The sequence below is a fragment of the Noviherbaspirillum denitrificans genome, assembly GCF_002211445.1.
GTDB lineage: Bacteria > Pseudomonadota > Gammaproteobacteria > Burkholderiales > Burkholderiaceae_D > Noviherbaspirillum > Noviherbaspirillum denitrificans.
On sequence record NZ_LSTO01000001.1, the window covers coordinates 1,716,792 to 1,738,381 of the forward strand.

At 58.8% G+C, this 21,590-nt stretch carries 15 protein-coding genes and 3 tRNA genes; 14 read left to right on the forward strand and 4 right to left on the reverse strand.

Features of this window, described 5'->3' with window-relative positions; all coding sequences use genetic code 11:
- Positions 1-913 (forward strand): DUF1853 family protein (locus AYR66_RS08580; RefSeq protein WP_088709692.1); only part of this gene is annotated, 913 nt, incomplete at its 5' end.
- A 13-nt stretch (positions 914-926) separates the two neighbouring features.
- On the opposite strand, the gene lplT is transcribed toward AYR66_RS08580, so the two are convergent.
- Positions 927-2,189 carry a lysophospholipid transporter LplT gene (gene lplT / locus AYR66_RS08585; RefSeq protein ID WP_088707155.1) on the reverse strand — a complete coding sequence of 421 codons (1,263 nt, stop codon included), beginning with the start codon at positions 2,187-2,189 and terminating at the stop codon, positions 927-929.
- Between the two features lie 144 nt (positions 2,190-2,333).
- Between lplT and alr the strand changes: the two genes are divergently transcribed.
- On the forward strand, positions 2,334-3,410 hold the full coding sequence (gene alr / locus AYR66_RS08590; protein ID WP_088707156.1) for an alanine racemase: 1,077 nt from the start codon (positions 2,334-2,336) through the stop codon (positions 3,408-3,410).
- A gap of 13 nt (positions 3,411-3,423) precedes the next feature.
- The gene (radA, locus tag AYR66_RS08595) at positions 3,424-4,794 is read left to right on the forward strand and encodes a DNA repair protein RadA (RefSeq protein WP_088707157.1); all 1,371 of its coding nucleotides are present in this window, start codon (positions 3,424-3,426) and stop codon (positions 4,792-4,794) included.
- Here the strand turns inward: radA and hpnE are convergent.
- The 3 genes from hpnE to hpnC are packed head-to-tail and all read right to left on the reverse strand — an operon-like array spanning position 4,791 to position 7,805.
- A complete protein-coding gene (gene hpnE / locus AYR66_RS08600) occupies positions 4,791-6,116 on the reverse strand; it encodes a hydroxysqualene dehydroxylase HpnE (RefSeq protein WP_088707158.1) in 1,326 nt (441 codons plus the stop codon). The genes radA and hpnE overlap by 4 nt on opposite strands.
- Positions 6,092-6,925: a presqualene diphosphate synthase HpnD gene (gene hpnD, locus AYR66_RS08605; RefSeq protein ID WP_088709693.1), complete on the reverse strand. Its 834-nt coding sequence runs from the start codon at positions 6,923-6,925 to the stop codon at positions 6,092-6,094. The genes hpnE and hpnD overlap by 25 nt, the downstream gene beginning before the upstream one ends.
- A 37-nt stretch (positions 6,926-6,962) precedes the next feature.
- The gene (gene hpnC / locus AYR66_RS08610; RefSeq protein WP_088707159.1) at positions 6,963-7,805 is read right to left on the reverse strand and encodes a squalene synthase HpnC; all 843 of its coding nucleotides are present in this window, start codon (positions 7,803-7,805) and stop codon (positions 6,963-6,965) included.
- A 96-nt stretch (positions 7,806-7,901) separates the two neighbouring features.
- Here hpnC and AYR66_RS08615 point away from each other — a divergent pair, with 96 nt between their 5' ends.
- The 11 genes from AYR66_RS08615 (at position 7,902) to AYR66_RS08665 (ending at position 21,561) form a co-directional block, all read left to right on the forward strand.
- Complete coding sequence (locus tag AYR66_RS08615; protein ID WP_088707160.1) at positions 7,902-9,104, forward strand: efflux RND transporter periplasmic adaptor subunit; 1,203 nt, start codon at positions 7,902-7,904, stop codon at positions 9,102-9,104.
- Positions 9,101-12,205: an efflux RND transporter permease subunit gene (locus tag AYR66_RS08620; protein ID WP_088707161.1), complete on the forward strand. Its 3,105-nt coding sequence runs from the start codon at positions 9,101-9,103 to the stop codon at positions 12,203-12,205. The genes AYR66_RS08615 and AYR66_RS08620 overlap by 4 nt, the downstream gene beginning before the upstream one ends.
- A 235-nt stretch (positions 12,206-12,440) precedes the next feature.
- Positions 12,441-12,527, forward strand: a tRNA-Leu gene (locus tag AYR66_RS08625).
- Between the two features lie 29 nt (positions 12,528-12,556).
- The gene (gene tig, locus AYR66_RS08630; RefSeq protein WP_088707162.1) at positions 12,557-13,900 is read left to right on the forward strand and encodes a trigger factor; all 1,344 of its coding nucleotides are present in this window, start codon (positions 12,557-12,559) and stop codon (positions 13,898-13,900) included.
- A 32-nt stretch (positions 13,901-13,932) separates the two neighbouring features.
- On the forward strand, positions 13,933-14,559 hold the full coding sequence (clpP, locus tag AYR66_RS08635) for an ATP-dependent Clp endopeptidase proteolytic subunit ClpP (protein ID WP_088707163.1): 627 nt from the start codon (positions 13,933-13,935) through the stop codon (positions 14,557-14,559).
- A gap of 159 nt (positions 14,560-14,718) precedes the next feature.
- Positions 14,719-15,987 carry an ATP-dependent Clp protease ATP-binding subunit ClpX gene (gene clpX, locus AYR66_RS08640; RefSeq protein ID WP_088707164.1) on the forward strand — a complete coding sequence of 423 codons (1,269 nt, stop codon included), beginning with the start codon at positions 14,719-14,721 and terminating at the stop codon, positions 15,985-15,987.
- Positions 15,988-16,235: 248 nt separating this feature from the next.
- Positions 16,236-18,650: an endopeptidase La gene (gene lon / locus AYR66_RS08645; protein WP_088707165.1), complete on the forward strand. Its 2,415-nt coding sequence runs from the start codon at positions 16,236-16,238 to the stop codon at positions 18,648-18,650.
- 256 nt (positions 18,651-18,906) lie between these two features.
- Positions 18,907-19,179, forward strand: coding sequence for an HU family DNA-binding protein (locus tag AYR66_RS08650; protein ID WP_088707166.1), 273 nt, complete (start codon positions 18,907-18,909; stop codon positions 19,177-19,179).
- Positions 19,180-19,274: 95 nt separating this feature from the next.
- A tRNA-Val gene (locus AYR66_RS08655) sits at positions 19,275-19,350 on the forward strand.
- Between the two features lie 30 nt (positions 19,351-19,380).
- A tRNA-Asp gene (locus AYR66_RS08660) sits at positions 19,381-19,457 on the forward strand.
- A gap of 193 nt (positions 19,458-19,650) precedes the next feature.
- Complete coding sequence (locus AYR66_RS08665; RefSeq protein WP_088707167.1) at positions 19,651-21,561, forward strand: SurA N-terminal domain-containing protein; 1,911 nt, start codon at positions 19,651-19,653, stop codon at positions 21,559-21,561.
- Positions 21,562-21,590 lie beyond the last annotated feature (29 nt).

The following is a 21,590-nucleotide window of genomic DNA, read 5'->3' on the forward strand; positions in this document are numbered from 1 at the left end:
ACGCTGGAATTTCCTCGGCGATCCCCATGTACGCACGCTGGCGTGGCTGCTCGACGCACCCGACCTGCTCGATGCGCAAGCCGCCGAATGGCAGGGCAGGATCGCCAGCATCGAACCGCCGGACGACGCCGTACGTGCCTGGCTTGCAAGCCAGGACGCAGCGCCGCAGCCTTTGCACGCGTGGCTCGACATCCAGCCATTCACCCGCCTCGGCCGCTATGCGGAAAAATTGATGGCGTATTACCTGGAACACAGCGGGCGTCTCTACGCCCACGGTGTCCAGGTCCGGTCAGGCAAGAGCGAAACGATAGGTGAATTCGACTTCCTCCTGAAACAGGGCGATGGCCTGGTGCATTGGGAATTCGCGACCAAACTCTACCTGCTCGAATCGAGCGGGCACGGCCGGCATGCCGATTATTTCGTCGGCCCCAATCTCGCCGATACGCTGGGCGCGAAAGTGCGCAAGATCATGGACCACCAGCTTGCGCTTTCGGCCCATCCCGCTGCGACTCTGGCGCTGCCCCTGCCGGTGACTGCCGCGCAGGCGCTCGTCAAGGGCTGGCTCTTCTACCACGGCAAGACGCCGGCGGCGGAACGCCCGCAGGGTATTTCAACATTGCATTGCCGTGGATTCTGGTGCACCTGCGAGGAGGCCGGCGCGCTGGAGGCGGAAAGCTACGCGGTGCTGCCGCGCCTGAGCTGGCTTGCCCCGGCACGGCTCGCACTGGGCGAAGGCCTGGACAGGAATGCATTGCGTGATCGCCTTGCCGTGCATTTTGAACAGGGCGGCGCACCGGTGCTGGTGGCCTTGCTGCGGCGCGAGGGCGATGTCTTGCTGGAAGAGGATCGTGGATTCGTCGTACCCGACGATTGGCGCAGCAGGGCGGAAATCCGGATCAAGCGTACGGCCTGATCCGGCCTTGCTGTCAGTGCTTGTGCTCGCCGATGAGCGCCAGCGAATCGTGGTCGCGCTGGTTGATGGCATGCTTCTTCATCGCCAGCAGCATGGTGCCTGCCACGAACATGCCGAACAGGACGATCACGATGTTGATGTTCAGGTTCAGTTTCACCATCAGCGCATACAGCATCAGCATGGTGAGCACCGAGAGGTTTTCGTTGAAGTTCTGCACCGCAATCGAGTGTCCGGCGCTGAGCAGGACGTGCCCTCGGTGCTGCAGCAGTGCATTCATCGGCACGACGAAATATCCTGCCAGCGCGCCAATCAATACCAGCAGCACATAGGCGATCCAGACGGTATGAACCAGTGTCATCGTGATCACGATCAGGCCCATCCCAACACCAAGCGGCATCACGGTCAGTGCCTTCTTCAACGGCACAAAGCGCGCGGCTGTCGTTGCGCCGAAGGCAACGCCAACTGCAAAGACGCCTTGCAGGATGGCCGCCTTGTCGAGCGGCATGCCGAGCGATTGCTCCGCCCATTTCAATACGATGAACTGCAGCGTCGCGCCTGCCCCCCAGAACAGTGTCGTAACGGCGAGCGAAATTTGGCCTAGCTTGTCCTTCCACAAGGTCGTGAAGCAGCCGGCGAAATCCGCCACCAGTCGAATCGGGTTGTGCTCCTGGTCCGGGTAGTGCGCGCCCGTATCAGGGATCTTCAGGTTGAACAGCGCGGCCAATACGTAGGTGACCATGATGACGGACAGTGCAGCTTCCGCCGCAGTATCAATGCCAAAATCGATGACCGGAAAGTCGAAGCCCAGCAACATGGCCGACACCCTGGAATTGACCAGTGCGCCACCCAGCACGGTGCCGAGGATGATCGAGATCACGGTCAATCCCTCGATCCAGCCGTTGGCGGCGACCAGTTTTTCCGGCGGCAGCAGCTCCGTAAGGATTCCGTATTTAGCCGGAGAATAGGCGGCGGCCCCGAAGCCGACAACTGCATAGGCGAGCAGTGGATGGACGTCGAAAAACATCATCACGCAGCCGCCAATCTTGATCAGGTTGGTGACAAACATGACGCGGCCCTTGGGCATGGAATCGGCGAAGGCGCCGACAAACGCAGCGAGCAGGACGTAGGAAAGGACGAAGAACAGCTTGAGCAGCGGCGTCATCCACGCCGGGGCGTTCATTGTCGTCAAAAGCGCGATGGCTGCAATCAGGAGTGCGTTATCCGCAAGCGACGAAAAAAACTGCGCCGCCATGATGGTGTAGAAACCGCGATTCATCCGCATATTGGGTATACCAGTAACGTCTCCGGCTTGCTTTATACCATGAAATCCTGAGGCTACTGGGGATTTGTTCAGCATCGGAATCCAAGCGTCCGGTAAAATTCCGCATCTCCATGCTTCTTCATCTTTTTGATTTGCTTCATGCCCAGACCGCTAGTCGCCACCATCCATCTCGCTGCGCTGCAGCACAACCTTGCAGTTGCAAAATCGCATGCCCCTCGGTCGAAGGCGTGGGCCGTCGTCAAGGCCAATGCCTACGGCCACGGCCTCGAACGCGCGATGCGCACCTTTTCGGATGCCGACGGACTGGCGCTCATTGAAGTCGACGGTGCAGTGCGCTTGCGGGAATGGGGATGGACCAAGCCTATCCTCTTGCTGGAAGGATTCTTCGATTCCGCCGACCTTCCCGTGTGCGCGGCACATGGCATCCAGTTTGCCGTCCACTGCAATGAACAGATCGACATGATCGAGAAGGCAAACCTGCAGGCACCTGTCTATGTCCATCTGAAACTCAATAGCGGCATGAACCGCCTCGGCTTCGCCCCAGACTCCCTGCGCGCCGCCCACGCCCGGTTGTCAGGCATTGCCGCCGTGAGCAGCGTCACACTCATGACCCACTTTGCCAACGCGGACGATTCTGGCAATGCGGGGTTGCCGCTTGCGGAGCAGGTGCGGCGTTTCGAACAGGCCACGATGGGCCTGCCCGGTCAACGCAGTGTCGCGAATTCAGCAACCGTGCTCGAACATGCAGAACTTGCGGCCGACTGGGTGCGACCAGGCATCATGCTGTACGGCGGAACGCCGGGCGGACGCAGCGCGGAAGCATTCGGGCTGAAACCCGCAATGTCCCTGGAAAGCGAAATCATTGGCATCCAGCACATCGCGGCGGGCGAGGCGGTCGGGTATGGCAGCCGTTTCATTGCCGCAAAGCCAATGACGATCGGTGTCGTTGCCTGCGGCTATGCGGACGGCTACCCGCGCCATGCACCGAACGGTACCCCGATCATGGTTGACGGTCATAGAACCGGGCTGGCGGGCCGGGTCTCGATGGACATGATTACCGTCGACCTGACCGATATTCCTAGCGCACGCGTCGGCAGCAAGGTCGAACTGTGGGGAAACAAGCTCCCCATTGACGAGGTTGCCACGGCGGCAGGCACAATCGGATATGAATTGATGTGCGCGCTTGCGCCCCGCGTGCGCGTGATCGAACAGTAAACATTCCTTCTTCATGGCAAAACAGAAAACCAATTACACCTGCACCGAATGCGGCGGCGTCGCCAGCAAGTGGGCGGGGCAATGCGCCTCCTGCGGCCAGTGGAACACGCTGGTGGAGACCGTCGTCGAGTCCGGCGGCAACCGCTTCTCCGGCCAGTACCAGGGCCTGGCACAAACTTCGCCGGTCCTCAGCCTTGCCGATATCGAAGCGCTCGACGTACCGCGCTTCGGTACCGGTATCGACGAGTTCGACCGCGTGCTGGGCGGCGGCCTGGTGGCCGGCGGCGTGGTCCTGATCGGCGGCGATCCAGGCATCGGCAAATCGACGCTGCTGCTGCAGGCACTCGCGAACATGTCGAAGGTGAAAAAAGTCTTGTATGTCAGCGGCGAAGAGTCCGGTGCGCAGATCGCGTTGCGTGCAAAGCGATTGGCAATCGATGCCGGGGAATTGCAGCTGCAGGCCGAGATCCAGCTCGAGAAGATTCTCAATACGCTGGCCGAGCACAAGCCACAAGTTGCAGTCATTGATTCCATCCAGACCATCTATTCCGACGCGCTGAGCTCAGCGCCGGGTTCGGTTGCGCAAGTGCGCGAATGCGCTGCGCAGCTGACGCGGGTTGCGAAGCAATCTGGCATTGCCATCATCATGGTCGGCCACGTGACGAAAGAAGGCGCATTGGCAGGCCCGCGCGTGCTGGAGCACATCGTCGACACCGTGCTGTATTTCGAGGGTGATACACATTCCAGTTTCCGCCTGGTGCGCGCGTTCAAGAATCGCTTCGGCGCGGTCAACGAACTGGGCGTGTTCGCGATGACGGAGAAGGGCCTCAAGGGCGTTTCCAATCCGTCGGCGCTGTTCCTGTCCCAGCACGACAGCCAGGTGCCCGGTTCCTGCGTGATGGTGACACAGGAAGGCACGCGTCCGCTGCTGGTTGAAATCCAGGCGCTGGTCGATACCTCGCACGTACCCAACGCACGCCGTCTATCCGTCGGTCTCGAGCAGAACCGTCTCGCGATGCTCCTGGCGGTGTTGCACCGTCACGCATCCATTGCCGTGTTCGACCAGGACGTCTTCATCAACGCGGTGGGTGGCGTGAAAATTACCGAACCGGCTGCCGATCTTGCGGTGCTGCTGGCCATCCATTCGTCGATGCGCAACAAGCCCTTGCCGCGCGGCCTGGTGGTATTTGGTGAAGTCGGCCTGGCTGGCGAAATCCGCCCTGCGCCGCGCGGGCAGGAGCGCCTGCGCGAGGCGGCAAAGCTCGGGTTCTCGATCGCGCTGATTCCGAAGTCGAATGCGCCCAAACAGCAGATTGAAGGCTTGAACGTGATCGGCGTCGAGCGAATTGACGAAGCGTTCACGCGCTTGCGCGAACTCGATTAAGCGATCACGCGGGCGGCAAGTACGCCGCTCCTTATTGCCGATTCAATGGTTGCTGGGTAATCGCAGGCAGTGTAGTCCCCGGCGAGAACGAGGCCGGGGATGCCTGTGTCGTTTGCCGGCCGTACAAGGCCCGGGCGGCAGGAAAAGGTGGCGCGCTTTTCGGTGATGACCTTGCTCCACTCGGGAGCAGCCAGTTCCGGGCGCCGGAAGGCACGTGCAAGTTGTGCGGCGACGGAGGAGGCGAGCGCATCATGGCCCGGCGTGATTGCCTCGCGTGAAGCGCTGACAACTACAGCCAGTAATCCGGCCCGCTGCGGATCGAGCAAGCCGCGATCGAAGACGAACTGCCCCCATTCATCCCTTTCCGGCTGCTCTTCCAGCGCATGGATCGCATGATTGAGCCGCAGGTTTGGCGCGTACTGAAGGTAGCACGTGGTGATCGGCTCGTAATCGAACGCCGCCAGCATGGGGATGTCAGCCACGCCTTCCAGCAAGGTTGCCGCGGCCGAGGGCGACGTGGCAATGACGATGGCATCGAAACTTTCCGTCGCACCGCCAACCTCCACGCGCCACTGTGCTCCGTCGCGCGCAATCTGCCGGACCAGCGTGCCGCACCGCACGCTTCCGCCACGCTGCTCGACAAACGCGCCGGCGCGTTCGGGAAAGAGGGTTGTCAGGTCGACGCGCGGAATCAGCATGTCCGACGCCGCCCGGCGGGCGCCGAGACTGTCCCGCAATACATTCAGGAAAACCTGTGCCGACGCGCGTTCCGGCGGCGTGTTCAGTGCCGCGATGCAGAGCGGACGCCACATCAGATGCGTCAGCCGGTCGGTCTGGTCAAAGCGGTCGAGAAGCTCGGCGACGCTGCAGTCGACATTGAGCTTCCAGTCCATCCACCGCGCGGTTGTCGAAAAACGCGCCAGCGCCATCTTGTCCGCACCCTGCAAACCTGTCGCGGCGAGCAGGCCGGCAAGCATGTGCAGGGGAGCGGGCAGGCGGGGTGTGACGAAACGCATCCCGGTGCCTTCCGGATAACGCATCTGCAATGGAAGCCGGAGCATTGCCTCATCGGGATTGATTCCGACGAACCGCATCAGCCGCAGTGATTCGGAATAGGCACCTAGAAGAATATGCTGGCCGTTGTCGAGCAGCTTGCCGTCGATATCGACGGCGCGCGCCCGGCCGCCAAGCGTGCGGGCCGCCTCGAAAAGAGTGACCGCTGCGCCTTGCCCGGTGAGTTCCGCCGCGGCCGCACAGCCGGCCCAGCCTCCGCCAACGACCGCGACCCGGCGCATGCTCATCCGCGCACGTAGGTCTTCCATGCCAGCCACAGCTTGCGGATGGGCGTCAGGGAAATCTTCTGGTTGAGTACCTGGAAGCGGTCACGCTCGATCTCTTCCAGCAAGGCGCTGTAGATCGACGCCATGATGAGGCCGGGGCGCTGCGCGCGGCGGTCTTCCTTCGGGAGCAGGGCGTAGGCTTCCGTATAGGCGGCACGCGCACGCTCCGCCTGGAAGCGCATCAGCTTCTCGAAATTCTCGCTGTGCCGCCCGTTCAGGATGTCGGCAGCGGTCACATTAAACTGCTGCAATTCGTTGACCGGCAAGTAGATCCGTCCCTTGCGTGCATCTTCACCGACGTCGCGGATGATGTTGGTGAGCTGGAAGGCCAGTCCCAGCTTTTCGGCGTACTGCAACGTTTCCGGCCGCGTCGCGCCGAAGATGCTGGCTGAAAGGATGCCGACCACGCTTGCGACGTGCCAGCAATAACGCTGCAAGCCCTTGAAATCGAGGTAACGCGTCTGGTCCAGGTCCATTTCCATGCCATCGATGATGGCCAGCAGATGCTTGCCGTCGAGCGCGTACGTCGGCACATGCGGCTGCAGGGCCTGCGTCACAGGGTGCGTCGGCGAGCCATCCAGCATCGCCTTGATCTCCTTGCGCCACCACATCAGCTTGTTGCGCGCGATCGTGGGATCGGTGCATTCATCCACCGTGTCGTCGACTTCGCGGCAGAACGCGTACAGCGCGGTGATCGCGCGCCGCCTTTCCGCCGGCAGGAACAGGAAGCTGTAGTAGAAACTGGAACCGCTTTGCACGGCCTTTTGTTGGCAGTAATCGTCCGGAGACATGAAGGATCTGGTGTAGGACTGATAAGAAGCCGTAATGCTAGCCGACATGCACCATGCGCGCCAAACGGATTTTCATGGACAGGGCGCGCCATGCCATGCACAACCAGTCCAGCGGGCCGAGCACCGGCCGGCGCCGGAATACATCGTAATCGGCCATTTCGATGCGCTCGAGGATGCGCAGGCCGCCCTGTACGACGAGTCGGAGTTCCCACCCGATCCGTCCGGGCAGGCGGATAGCCAGCGAAGCACCGGACAGCATCATCGCGCGTGCCCGGTTCACTTCAAATCGCATCAGCTTGCGCCAGGCATCGTCGACAATGCCCTCGGCGAGGTGCGCCTCGGTCACGCCGAAACGCTCCATATCCGACAAGGGGAGATAGATGCGCGCCTTCCGCCAGTCGATGGCGACGTCCTGCCAGAAATTGATCAGTTGAAGCGCTGAACAAATGGCATCCGAATCTTCGAGGTTGCGGGGTGAGTCGGTTCCGTATAAAAAGAGCATTAAGTGCCCGACAGGACTCGCCGACCGGCTGCAGTAATCGAGCAACTCTTCTAATTTTGCATACCGAGTCGTCACGACGTCCTGCTTGAATGCGGAAATCAGGTCGCGCAGCGGACGCAAGGGGAGGCCGTACTGCGAACGGACTGACGCAATATTGGCAAAGACTGCACCCTCGACCTCGTCGCCCGCTTCGATGCGGTCGAGCGCTTCTTCATAGCGCGAAAGGGCTGCCAGCCGTTCGCCGGGAGGTGCATTGCCCTCGTCGGCAAGATCGTCTGCGCTGCGGGCAAATGCATAAATCGCTTCGACGGCAGGACGCAGTCTCGCTGGCAGCAGCAGGGAGGCAACCGGGAAATTTTCGTAGTGCTCGACCGGCATGGTGTTGTATTTTGACAAGAAAAGCCGTAGGCAAACGGCGCGGGGCGTGCGTATAATTACTAACCGGTCAGTCATTTAAACGTTGGCATTTCAGAAATGCCGACGCTATGTATTTTCAGCCCGAATAGTAAAGGAAAAAACGTGGCTTCGATCACTCACCGCCGTCCTTTGTCCACCCTTCACGCAGCAACTGTTCTTGCCATCGCCTCGGTCCTGGCGCTTGGCGGATGCTCGAAGCCCGTTGAAAAGAAGTCGGAAATCCGCCCGGTCCGGACGATCGTGCTGGCGGCAGACAACGTCGATGTTGTGGCGGAGTTTCCTGGCGAGGTCCGGGCGCGCGTGGAGTCACGGCTTGGCTTCCGCATTCCCGGAAAGATCGTGGCGCGCAAGGTTGAGGTCGGCTCCGAGGTCAAGCGTGGTCAGCTCCTGATGCAGCTCGATCCGCAAGACCTGAAGCTCGCCCAGGCCCAGGCAAACGCCGGCCTGAAAGCCGCGGAAAGCAACCGGGACCTGGCGAAGTCGGAATTGAAGCGTTACAAGGACCTGCGCGAAAAGAACTTTGTCAGCGAAGCCATCCTTGACGGCAAGGAAACGGCATACAAGGCCGCACAAGCCAGCTACGACCAGGCATTGGCCGCCTACCGGAACCAGTCGAACCAGGCCGCCTATACCAGCCTGGAATCCGATGTCGACGGCGTCGTGACCGGCATCGATGCCGAAGTCGGACAAGTCGTCGCCGCTGGCACGCCGGTGTTGCGCGTGGCACAGGCCGGTGAGAAGGAAGTCGTGATCGCCATCCCTGAAGACAAGGTCGAGGCACTGCGCAAGGTAACGGATGTTAAGGTCCGCATCTGGTCCAGCCGCGACGAGCAGATTCCCGGCAAGTTGCGCGAACTTTCGCCAGTAGCCGATCCTGCGACACGTACCTACACGGCAAAGATATCGATTCCCGATGCGCCGCCGCACATCAAGCTCGGCATGACCGGTTACGTCACCTTTGCCGCGAAGTCGCCGCACGCAATGGTCCGGTTGCCCCTTGCGGCGCTATTCAATGACAAGGGAGTAACGTCTGTCTGGGTGGTGGAGAACGGCAGCGTGAAGCTGGTGCCCGTCCAGGTCGCAGGTACTGCAGGCAATGAAATCCTCGTGTCCGCAGGTGTTACGCCAGGCCAGACCGTCGTCACGGCAGGCGTCAACCAGCTCAAGCAAGGGCAGCAGGTCAAGCTGCTGGGGGGCGAAAAGGCTCCCAAGGCAGCAAGCGCCGCAGCCGCGGCGTCGAATCCGGGAGAGGTCAAATGAGGTCGGGATTCAACCTATCCCGCTGGGCACTCGAACACATCCCCCTCACGCGCTACCTGATCGTTGCCCTGCTGATCGGCGGCGTGCTCAGCTATGGACGACTCGGACAGGATGAGGATCCGCCGTTCACCTTCCGCGGCATGGTGGTCCGCGCCTTCTGGCCCGGCGCGACGTCGCTGCAGATGGCGGAGCAGGTGACTGACAAGCTGGAAAAGAAGCTGCAGGAAACGCCGTACATCGACAAGATCCGCAGCTATTCGAAGCCGGGGGAAACCCTGATCCTGCTCCAGCTGCGCGAATCGACACCGCCGAAGGAAACGCCTGCCGCCTGGTACCAGGTACGCAAAAAGATCGGTGACATCCGCCACACGCTGCCCGGTGGCGTCATCGGGCCGTTCTTCAATGACGAATTCGGTGACACTTATGGTTCGATCTTCGCCCTGTCGGGCGACGGCTTCACCTATGCGGAAGTGAAGGAATACGCGGATTTCGTGCGCCAGCAACTGCTCAAGGTGCCGTCAGTTTCCAAGGTCGAACTGTTCGGCGTGCAGGATGAAAAGATCAACATCGAGTTCTCGCACAAGAAATTTGCCCAACTCGGCATTCCGTTCGAGTCCGTGATCCAGCAGCTCAATACGCAGAACGTGGTCGAGGCAACCGGCACGCTGGTGACACCAACCGACAACCTGCAGGTGCGGGTCACCGGCGCCATGGCGACCGTCAAGGACTTGGAGAACCTTGAGCTTCGCGCGGGCAATAGCTTGTTCCGCCTTGGCGACTTCGCGACCATCAAGCGCGAATACAAGGATCCGCCGCAGGAAAAGATGCGTTTCAACGGCAAGGAAGTGATCGGCCTCGGCGTTTCGATGGAACGTGGCGGCGACATCATCCAGATGGGGCGCGACCTCGACAGCACCGTGGATACCTTGCAAGAGAAGCTCCCGGTCGGCATCGAACTCGGACGCGTCTCCAACCAGCCGAAGGCCGTGGCATCATCCGTCAACGAATTCCTGCGTACACTCGCCGAGGCCGTGCTGATCGTGCTCGCGGTCAGTTTCCTTTCCCTCGGCCTGCACACCAAGCCTTTCCGCCTGGACGTTTGGCCGGGGCTGGTGGTGGCGCTGACGATTCCGCTCGTGCTCGCCGTGACCTTCCTGTTCATGCGCGTCTTCAGCATCGACCTGCACAAGATTTCGCTGGGTGCGCTCATCATCGCGCTCGGCCTGCTTGTAGACGACGCCATCATTGCTGTCGAAATGATGGTGCGCAAGATGGAAGAGGGCTTCTCGCGATTTGATGCGGCCACATTTGCTTACACCTCGACCGCGATGCCGATGCTGACCGGCACACTGATCACGGCGGCCGGCTTCCTGCCGATCGGCCTGGCCAAGTCGGCAGCGGGCGAGTACACGTTCTCGATGTTTTCGGTCAATTCGCTGGCACTCATCATCTCGTGGTTTGTCGCCGTGCTTTTCACGCCGTACATCGGTTACGTGCTGTTGAAAGTGAAGCCGGCGGTTGGTGCCGACGGACATCACGAACTGTTCGACGGTCCGTTCTACAAGCGCTTCCGTGCCATCGTGAACTGGTGCGTAACATGGCGCAAGACGACGATTCTCCTGACGCTCGCCTCGTTCGCGCTTGGCGTATTTGGTTTCCGTTTCATCGAGCAGCAGTTCTTCCCCGACTCCAGCCGGCCTGAGCTGATGGTGGAGCTTTGGATGCCGGAAGGTTCTTCCTTCGAAGCGACCGAAGCCCAGGCCAAAAAATTCGAAGCATTCATCAACAAGCAGGAAGGCGTGGAAAGCGTTACAAGCTATGTCGGCACGGGCAGTCCGCGTTTCTACCTGCCGCTCGATCAGATTTTCCCGCAGACCAACGTGTCGCAAGTGGTTGTATTGCCCAAGGACCTGAAGGCACGCGAGGCATTGCGCCTGAAGATCATCGACGCGTTCAAGAACGATTTTCCGGAAGTGCGCGGACGCGTCAAGTTGCTGCCCAACGGTCCGCCGGTGCCATACCCGGTGCAATTCCGCGTGTCGGGCTTTGATGTGCCGAAGGTCCGCGAGATCGCCGACCAGGTGAAAGAGATCATGCGCGCCAATCCGAATACGGTGGGCGTCAACGACAACTGGAATGAATCCGTCAAGGTCCTGCGCCTCGATGTCGACCAGGACAAGCTCCGCGCGCTGGGGATCAATTCGCAGGCAGTGATGCGTGCGGCAAACACTATCCTCTCCGGTAGTACGGTTGGCCAGTTCCGCGACGGCGACAAGCTCATCGACATCGTCATGCGCCAACCTGTCGAGGAGCGCTCAACCATCGACGCGCTGAGCGAAGCAAATCTGCAGACGGCAAGTGGACGCACCGTGCCAATGTCGCAGGTCGCGCGCGCGCATTTCGTGTGGGAACCAGGTGTCGTCTGGCGCGAGGGGCGCGAATGGGCGATTACCGTGCAGTCTGATGTGGTGGACGGTATCCAGGGCCCGACCGTATCGATGCAGATAGACCCGCAGCTGCAGAAGCTGCGCGCAGCACTGCCGGCCGGCTACCGGATCGAGCTCGCGGGCGCGGCAGCGGATAGCGGAAAGGCGCAAGATTCGATCGCAGCGAACGTGCCGCTGGTGATCTTCATCATCTTCACTTTGCTGATGCTGCAACTGCATAGCTTCTCGCGATCGGTGATGGTATTCCTGACCGGCCCGCTCGGTGTTGCCGGTGCGGCGATGGCCTTGCTGATCCTGCAACGTCCGTTTGGATTCGTTGCGCAGCTCGGCGTGATCGCGCTGTTCGGCATGATCATCCGCAACTCCGTGATTCTGGTCGACCAGATCGAGCATGACATCGCGGAAGGCGCAGCCCCGTGGGATGCGATCGTCGAAGCCGCAGTCCGCCGCTTCCGGCCGATCATTCTGACCGCCGCAGCCGCGGTACTGGCGATGATTCCACTGTCACGCTCCGTGTTCTGGGGCCCGATGGCTGTAGCTATCATGGGCGGTCTCATTGTGGCGACGGCGCTGACGCTGCTCTTCCTGCCCGCCCTTTATGCCGCGTGGTTCCGCGTGAAAAAACCTGCGCCAGAGGTTGCTGTCATCCCGTAATCGCTAGGCAGGGCAGGGGCCTTCACGAGAGGGTCCCTTTATTTCCCCAAGATGAAAAATCGGGACAGGGGATATAAAAATCCAGTAAAATGCCGGGTTGAAGTTGAAGAGCTAATAACAAAGGCGGGCAGTCCGTGCGCGATTCATGATCGGCGCTGCGGGAAGCTAGGTAGGGCGACCGGGTATTCACTTCAGGGTCGCCCTTTGCTTTTGTGCATGATCAAGACACTATCCCGCGAGGATGGCGAAATTGGTAGACGCACCAGGTTTAGGTCCTGACGCCAGCAATGGTGTGGGGGTTCGAGTCCCCCTCCTCGCACCACAGCACAAACAATTTTTTGGATGATTCACATGGCAACTGCAGTCGAAACTTTGGAAAAACTCGAGCGTCGGATGACCATCACCGTGCCCCTGTCGGACGTCAAGGCGGAAGTTGAAAAGCGCCTGAAGATCCGTGCTCGCACCGCAAAGGCTCCTGGCTTCCGTCCGGGCAAGGTCCCGATGAAGATGGTCGCCCAGCAGTATGGCTACCAGGTTGAGACTGAAGTGCTGAATGACAAGGTTGGCCGCGCATTCAACGATGCTGCAAACGAAAACAACCTGCGCGTTGCGGGTTTCCCGAAGATCGAGCCGAAGACGGGTGCCGGCGACGACGTCGTCGCATTCGACGCAACGTTCGAAGTCTATCCGGAAGTGAAGATCGGCGATCTCGCCACTGCGGAAGTCGAGAAGATCAAGGGCGAAGTCTCCGACGCCGAGATCGACAAGACCATCGACATCCTGCGCAAGCAGCGCGTCCACTACCACACCAAGGGTGAGCACGGCGCGCATGGAGACGGCGGTGCCGACGTCTCCGCCCAAAACGGCGACCGTGTGACCATCGACTTCGTCGGCAAGATCGATGGCGTCGAATTCCAGGGCGGCAAGGCAGAGGACTTCGTCTTCGTGCTCGGCGAAGGCCGTATGCTGAAGGAATTTGAAGACGCTGCGCTCGGCCTGAAGGTTGGCGAAAGCAAGACTTTCCCGCTGACTTTCCCCGAGGATTACCACGGCAAGGATGTGGCCGGGAAGACCGCGGAATTCACCATCACCATGAAGAAGGTCGAGTGGGCGCACCTGCCGGAAGTCGATGCTGAATTTGCCAAGTCCCTCGGCATTGCCGACGGCGACCTCAGCAAGATGCGTGAAGACATCAAGGTCAACCTTGAACGCGAAGTCAACGGCCGCGTCAAAGCCAAGACCAAGGATAGCGTGATGAACGCCCTGATCAAGGTCGCTGAACTGGATGTGCCGAATGCGCTGGTCGAGCAGGATGTCGACCGCCTGATCGAAATGGCGCGCCAGGACATGGCCCAACGCGGCATGAACGTCAAGGACATGCCGTTCCCGCGTGAACTGTTCACCGCCCAGGCTGAACGTCGCGTGCGCCTCGGCCTGATCCTGGCCGAAGTTGTCAAGACCAACAAGCTGGAGGCGACTCCGGAGCAGGTCAAGGCTCAAGTGGAAGAATTCGCGCAGAGCTATGAAGATCCCCAGCAAGTGATCAAGTTCTACTTCAGCGACCGCCGTCGCCTGGCTGAAGTTGAAGCCCTTGTTTTGGAGGACAATGTCGTTAACTATGTGCTTGGCAAGGCCAAGGTGACCGACAAGCCGGTCGCATTCGATGAATTGATGGGCAACACCGCACAAGGCTGATCCGGCCGGTGCGAACTCCATAAGGAAAGCACATGTCAGGCATGATGAGAAATTCCGCACTCGATACCGAAATGCTGGGTATGGTGCCTATGGTGATTGAACAAAGCGGCCGCGGCGAGCGCGCATATGATATTTATTCGCGCCTGCTGAAGGAACGCGTGATCTTCCTGGTCGGCCCGGTCAATGACCATAGCGCCAACCTGATCGTCGCGCAGCTGCTGTTCCTGGAAAGCGAAAATCCTGACAAGGATATTTCGCTGTACATCAACTCGCCCGGTGGTTCGGTCTCGGCTGGCATGGCAATCTTCGACACCATGCAGTTCATCAAGCCGGACGTGTCCACGCTGTGCACCGGTTTGGCGGCGTCTATGGGCGCCTTCCTGCTGGCTGCGGGCGCGAAGGGCAAGCGCTACTCGCTGCCGAACTCTCGCATCATGATCCACCAACCACTGGGCGGCGCCCAGGGGCAGGCGGCGGATATCGAGATCCAGGCTCGTGAAATCCTCTATCTCCGTGATCGCTTGAACCATATCCTCGCCGAAAAAACCGGCCGCAGCGTGGAACAAATCAGCAAGGATACAGACAGAGATAATTTCATGTCTGCTGCCGAAGCGGCTGAGTATGGCATGATTGACAAGGTGCTCGCCTCCCGCGTCTGACGTGTCTTTTCATGCGAAAACGCCCGGTCGGTAGCACGTCCGGGCGTTTTTGTTTGGCGGCGACTTATCACACCGATTTATTCAATTTATTGCGCGTCGTCGTGACGAATTCGGATTTCGCAGGTAATATCAGTTCAATCTCCACCCAAAGTTTGCTTTATGTCTGACAAAAAATCCTCCAGCGGCGAAAAATTGCTTTACTGCTCCTTCTGCGGTAAGAGCCAACACGAGGTGAAGAAACTTATTGCTGGCCCGTCGGTATTCATTTGCGACGAATGCATCGACCTCTGCAATGACATCATTCGCGACGAGGCCTCAAGCATTGAGTCCGTATCCGGCCCGAAGTCCGACCTCCCGACGCCGCAGGAAATTTACGAGTTGCTGGGCCAGTATGTCATCGGCCAGGAGACGGCAAAGCGTATCCTGTCCGTAGCCGTGTACAACCACTACAAGCGCCTGAAGCACCTCGGCAAGAAGGATGATGTCGAGTTGGCGAAGAGCAATATTCTGCTTATCGGTCCGACCGGTTCCGGCAAGACTCTGCTGGCGCAGACGCTTGCGCGCATGCTTAACGTCCCCTTCGTCATCGCGGACGCCACGACGCTGACGGAAGCCGGCTATGTTGGCGAAGATGTCGAAAATATCATTCAGAAACTCTTGCAGAATTGCAATTATGAAGTCGATAAGGCCCAGAAAGGCATCGTCTACATCGATGAGATCGACAAGATCTCGCGCAAGTCTGATAACCCATCGATTACACGCGACGTCTCCGGCGAAGGCGTGCAGCAGGCCCTGCTAAAGCTGATCGAAGGGACGATGGCTTCGGTGCCACCTCAAGGCGGCCGCAAGCATCCAAACCAGGATTTCGTGCAGATCGACACGACGAACATCATGTTTATTTGCGGCGGCGCCTTTGACGGTCTCGCCAAGATCATCTCCAACCGTTCTGAGAAGAGCGGCATCGGCTTCTCTGCTTCCGTGAAGAGTCAGCAGGAGCGCAACGCCAGCGATGTGCTTCTCGGTGTCGAGCCGGAAGACCTGATCAAGTTCGGCCTCATTCCCGAACTGGTTGGTCGCTTGCCGGTTGTTGCTACCTTGAGTGAACTAAACGAGGAAGCCTTAATCCAAATCTTGCTTGAACCCAAGAATGCCCTGATCAAGCAGTATGCGAAGCTACTGCAAATGGAAGGCGCGGAACTTGAAGTTCGGCCGGCAGCATTGCATGCGATCGCCAGGAAGGCGCTTGAACGCAAGACTGGTGCGCGCGGGTTGCGTTCCATCCTGGAACATGCCCTGCTGGAGGTAATGTTTGAATTGCCCAGCCAGCAGAATGTTGCCAAGGTGGTGATCGATGAAAACTGCATCATCAATGGAGCGAAACCCCTGTTGATCTACCACGAGCAGCCCAAGGTATCCGGGGCGAAGTAGCCTAAAGCCAAACGCGTTGAACACCATGGACTCAAGCCCGTTTTTTTCCAGAAGCAGTAGAATTTGAGACACAGGAATCACCACAGGCTTCCATCGCAAAGCCACCCGAGGGCGACTTCGTGTGTGGCTTTTTTTATTGCCTGCATTGAAAGAAAGGGTTGAAACAGAGTGTTTTTTATTGCTGCTTGGACTTGAGTTTTGGCATCCAGTGCCTACATCATTAAACAAGCTCTTAAATAAGGTTCGCCATGACGACTTCTACAACACTAACTGAACACACCCAACTGCCGCTTTTGCCGCTGCGGGACGTTGTTGTCTTCCCGCATATGGTGATCCCGCTCTTCGTTGGCCGTCCCAAGTCGATCAAGGCGCTGGAAGCCGCCATGGAGCAAGGCAAGAGCATCATGCTTGCTGCGCAGAAAGCGGCAGCCAAGGACGAACCTTCCGCATCCGACATTTACGAGATCGGCTGCGTTGCGAATATCCTCCAGATGCTCAAGCTGCCCGACGGCACCGTCAAGGTGCTTGTCGAAGGTGCGCAGCGTGCGCGCATTCATCACATCAGCGAACTCGATACCCACTTCGTTGCTGAACTGACGCCGGTCGAATCTGAGGCGGGAGACGAGTCCGAAGTGGAGGCGATGCGCCGCGCGATCGTCCAACAGTTCGACCAGTACGTCAAACTCAACAAGAAGATTCCGCCTGAAATTCTTACTTCGCTGGCCGGAATAGACGATGCAGGTCGCCTAGCTGACACCATAGCAGCGCACCTGCCGCTTAAGCTTGAGCAAAAGCAGATCATCCTTGAGATCTTCAATGTCGCGAAACGCCATGAGCATCTGCTCGGTCAGCTTGAGGCGGAGCTCGACATCCTTCAAGTTGAAAAGCGCATCCGTGGTCGCGTGAAGCGCCAGATGGAAAAGTCGCAGCGCGAGTACTACCTGAATGAACAGGTCAAGGCGATCCAGAAGGAACTCGGTGAAGGCGAGGAGGGCGCGGACCTCGAAGAGCTCGAGAAGAAGATCATCGCCGCTCGCATGCCAAAAGAGGCACGCGAAAAGACCCAGTCCGAATTGAAGAAGCTCAAGCTGATGTCGCCGATGTCGGCAGAAGCTACTGTTGTGCGCAATTACATCGACACGCTGATCGGTCTGCCGTGGCGCAAGAAGTCGAAGGTCAACAATGACCTCACCAATGCGGAAAAGGTGCTCGAAGCCGAACACTATGGCCTGGACAAGGTCAAGGAACGCATCCTCGAATACCTCGCTGTGCAACAGCGCGTGGACAAGGTGAAAGCACCAATCCTTTGCCTCGTCGGCCCACCGGGCGTAGGCAAGACGTCGCTCGGCCAATCGATTGCTCGCGCAACGAACCGCAAGTTTGTGCGCATGGCACTTGGTGGTGTGCGCGACGAAGCCGAAATCCGCGGTCACCGTCGTACCTACATCGGTTCCATGCCGGGCAAGATCCTGCAGAGCTTGTCGAAGGTTGGCGTGCGCAATCCGCTGTTCCTGCTGGATGAAGTCGACAAGCTCGGCCAGGACTTCCGTGGCGATCCGTCGTCGGCGCTGCTCGAGGTGCTCGATCCGGAGCAGAACCACACCTTCTCGGACCACTACGTCGAAGTGGACTTCGACCTGTCCGACGTAATGTTCGTGGCGACGTCGAATTCGTTCAACATTCCGCCGGCGCTGCTTGACCGCATGGAAGTCATTCGTCTGTCCGGTTACACGGAAGACGAGAAGACCAACATCGCGCAGCGTTACCTGCTGCCGAAGCAGATCACGAACAACGGCCTGAAGGAAGATGAGATCCAGGTATCGGAATCCGCGATTCGCGACATCATCCGCTACTACACGCGCGAAGCAGGTGTGCGTTCGCTGGAGCGCGAAATCTCCAAGATTTGCCGCAAGGTCGTGAAGATGCTGCTGCTGAAGAAGCAGGATCGCAAGGTTGTCGTCTCTGGCAAGAACCTCGACAAGTTCCTCGGTGTGCGCCGCTACGACTTTGGTATCGCCGAGAAGGAAAACCAGATCGGCCAGGTGGTCGGCCTCGCATGGACGGAAGTTGGTGGCGACCTACTCACCATTGAAGCGATGAACATGCCGGGCAAGGGCGACATTATCCGCACTGGTACGCTCGGCGACGTGATGAAGGAGTCGATCGAAGCAGCACGCACCGTGGTGCGCAGCCGCGCGAAGCGCCTGGGTATCAAGAACGAATTGTTCGGCAAGAGCGACATTCACATTCACGTGCCGGAAGGCGCGACGCCGAAGGACGGCCCGTCCGCGGGTATCGCGATGACGACCGCGTTGGTGTCTGTGCTGACCGGTATTCCGGTGCGCGCAGATGTGGCGATGACGGGCGAGATTACGCTGCGTGGCGAAGTGCTGCCGATTGGCGGCCTGAAGGAAAAGCTGCTTGCCGCGCACCGTGGCGGCATCAAGACTGTCCTCATTCCCGAGCAGAACGTGAAAGATCTGGCGGAGATTCCGGACAACGTGAAGAACAAGCTGGAGATTGTTCCGGTCCGCTGGATCGAAAAAGTGCTTGAGGTTGCTCTCGAGCGCCAGCCGGTCCCGTTGACCGATGTCGATGCCCCGGTCGACACCGCAGTGACTGCGGCAACCGGAACAACCGACCCCAACGTCGTCAAGCACTGATCTACGGTGCACCAAAAAAGCGCTCTTCGGAGCGCTTTTTTTATGTCTTTTCGGTGCTTAAAAAAGTAGCGCCCAAGATTGTCTTCAAGTCTTGACCGGTGACAGGCGAATCGCCGGGAAACCGCTTGACACAAGGCTTTGCGACTTGTTTAATACGGGCTGCAGAAAATTTCTTATCTGCATTTTGTGCCGCTTGTGCTACTAAAAAAAGCCATAAACAGGCGCTGCAGAATCCAACTTTTTTGAGGGGGCGTCAGTGAACAAAACCGAACTAATCGATCACATTGCCGGGACCGCGGACATCTCGAAAGCAGCGGCGACGCGCGCACTCGACGCACTGATCGGTGCAGTCAAGACCACATTGAAGAAGAACGGCTCCGTGACCCTCGTCGGCTTCGGCACTTTCTCAGTCGGCAAGCGTGCAGCACGTACCGGTCGTAATCCCCGTACCGGCGATGCAATCAAGATCAAGGCTGCCAAGGTGCCCAAGTTCCGTCCGGGCAAGGCACTGAAGGATGCACTCAACTAATTAAGTTGTGCATCTCGATAAAAGATACTGTATAATCTTGCTTTTTACGACGTGGTGACAAACGTCGTGAAGCTTGGCTGACTAAGTGTGATTCAGGGTGCTTAGCTCAGTTGGTAGAGCGGCGCCCTTACAAGGCGTAGGTCGGGAGTTCGAGCCTCTCAGCACCCACCAAAAGCAGCCAGGCGATGCAGTAAAGTTTCAGGAGTGGTAGTTCAGTCGGTTAGAATACCGGCCTGTCACGCCGGGGGTCGCGGGTTCGAGTCCCGTCCACTCCGCCAAAAACGAAAAAGGCGAACGCAAGTTCGCCTTTTTTCTTATGCGCGAAGGATTTTGATGCGCCTTGTAGAATGCCGGACGCACGATGGTGTCGAATGGCAGCAAGGATGTCTTGAACCGGCGCGCATGAAATAGCGCTTCGGCGAATCCAGGTTTCCGAAATTTCTCACACTCTGTACGCCTGTAGGACCGACCATGTTTGACTTTATCCGCACGCATCAACGCCTGATGCAGTTCGTGCTCCTGCTGCTTATCTTCCCATCGTTCGTGTTCTTTGGACTCGAGGGATACACTCGCATGACAGACAGCGGCAACGTTGTCGCAAAAGTCGGCGGCAATTCGATCACCCAGCAGGAACTGGATGCTGCGCAGCGTGAACAGATGGAGCGTTTCCGCCAGATGTTTGGTGCACAGTTCGATCCGAAGATGCTCGATACACCAGAGGCGAAGCAGGAAATCCTCGACGGCTTGATCGCGCAACGCGTGGTTGCAGCAGAAGCAGCAAAGAACCGCCTTGCAGTCAGTGACCAGACTTTGCAGCAGACCATTGTTGCGATGCCCGGCCTGACCGGTGCCAACGGCAAGTTTGATGTCGAGCGCTACAAGTCCGCGCTGGCTGCACAGGGCATGACACCGGCAATGTTCGAAGCACAGCTTCGCCGCGACCTGACGTTGCAGCAAGTTGGCGGCGCGATCCAGGGGACGGCCTTTGCACCGAAGGCAGTGGCAGGCCGCTTGTCTGACCTGAATGATCAGGAGCGCGAAGTGCAGGAACTGGTGTTCAAAGCATCGGATTTTGCGTCCAAGGTGCAGGTCACTGACGAGATGCTCAAGTCGTACTACGAGAAGAATGGCGCGCAATTCGAGATTCCCGAGCAGGTCAAGGCTGAGTACGTGGTGCTAAACAGCGATGTCGTTGCCTCGCAGATTTCGGTCAGTGACGCCGACATCAAGTCGTATTACGAGCAAAATGCCAAGCGCTTCGTCGATGAAGAACAGCGCCGTGCCAGCCACATCCTGATCAAGGTGGACAAGGGCGCGTCTGCTGCGGACAAGGCAGCGGCCAAGAGCAAGGCAGAGGTGTTGCTCGCGCAACTGCGCAAGAACCCGGCAGATTTTGCCAAGCTGGCTAAGGAAAATTCTCAGGATCCTGGGTCTGCCGAACGTGGCGGCGACCTGGATTATTTCAGCAAGGGTATGATGGTTCCGCCCTTCGAAGCGGCAGCATTCAAGCTGAAGCAGGGTGAAATCAGCGACGTGGTCGAATCCGATTTCGGTTTCCATATTATCCAGGTTACAGGTATCAAGCCCGGCTCTGCAAAGAGCATCGAGCAGGTGAAGGGGCAGATCGCAGCAGAAATCAAGAAGCAGCTGGCCGCGAAGAAATTCGCCGAAATGGCTGAACAGTTCACCAACATGGTCTACGAGCAATCGGACAGCCTGAAACCCGTAGCAGACAAACTGGGCCTGAAGATCGAAACGGCGGCGAACCTGACACGCAAGCCCAATCCTTCGGTTGCTCCGAACGCTCCGTTCAATCATCCGAAGTTCCTGGGCGCGCTGTTCTCTGATGAGGCGATCAAGAACAAGCGGAATACCGAAGCGGTGGAGGTTGCACCGAGCACACTGGTCGCCGGCCGTGTCGTTGAGTACAAGCCGGTTTCGAAGCGTCCGTTCGAAGAGGTCCAGTCGGTTATTCGTGAGCGCGTGACACAAATCGAGACGACGAACCTTGCACGCAAGGCTGGTGAGGAAAAACTGGCTGCGCTCAAGGGCGGTGCTGATGCTGCCGGGTTCTCTGCGGCGAGGACTGTTTCCCGCACAAAGAATCAGAATGTCGCTCCTGAGGCATTGCGTGCCATCATGAAGGCAGACACGTCCAAGCTGCCTTCTTACGTTGGTGTCGAGCTTCCAGGGCAGGGTTACGCCCTGTATCGCGTCAACAAGGTAAGTCAGCCTGCCAACATCGATATGGCGCGTCGACAGGCCGAGCAGCAGGAGATCGCCGGCGCGCTGGCGCAACTTGAGTCGCATGCATACCTTGAGGCATTGAAAAAGAAGGCGAAGGTTGAGGTCGTGCGCAAGCCGGCAAAGACCACGGAATAACAACTTTGCCGCACATAAAAAAACCGCTC

Coding starts and splice junctions, on each gene's coding strand:
- lplT (WP_088707155.1), bottom strand. CDS start 2,189: ATGAATCGCGGTTTCTACACCATCATGGCGGCGCAGTTTTTTTCGTCG.
- alr (WP_088707156.1), top strand. CDS start 2,334: ATGCCCAGACCGCTAGTCGCCACCATCCATCTCGCTGCGCTGCAGCAC.
- radA (WP_088707157.1), top strand. CDS start 3,424: ATGGCAAAACAGAAAACCAATTACACCTGCACCGAATGCGGCGGCGTC.
- hpnE (WP_088707158.1), bottom strand. CDS start 6,116: ATGGAAGACCTACGTGCGCGGATGAGCATGCGCCGGGTCGCGGTCGTT.
- hpnD (WP_088709693.1), bottom strand. CDS start 6,925: ATGTCTCCGGACGATTACTGCCAACAAAAGGCCGTGCAAAGCGGTTCC.
- hpnC (WP_088707159.1), bottom strand. CDS start 7,805: ATGCCGGTCGAGCACTACGAAAATTTCCCGGTTGCCTCCCTGCTGCTG.
- AYR66_RS08615 (WP_088707160.1), top strand. CDS start 7,902: ATGCCGACGCTATGTATTTTCAGCCCGAATAGTAAAGGAAAAAACGTG.
- AYR66_RS08620 (WP_088707161.1), top strand. CDS start 9,101: ATGAGGTCGGGATTCAACCTATCCCGCTGGGCACTCGAACACATCCCC.
- tig (WP_088707162.1), top strand. CDS start 12,557: ATGGCAACTGCAGTCGAAACTTTGGAAAAACTCGAGCGTCGGATGACC.
- clpP (WP_088707163.1), top strand. CDS start 13,933: ATGTCAGGCATGATGAGAAATTCCGCACTCGATACCGAAATGCTGGGT.
- clpX (WP_088707164.1), top strand. CDS start 14,719: ATGTCTGACAAAAAATCCTCCAGCGGCGAAAAATTGCTTTACTGCTCC.
- lon (WP_088707165.1), top strand. CDS start 16,236: ATGACGACTTCTACAACACTAACTGAACACACCCAACTGCCGCTTTTG.
- AYR66_RS08665 (WP_088707167.1), top strand. CDS start 19,651: ATGTTTGACTTTATCCGCACGCATCAACGCCTGATGCAGTTCGTGCTC.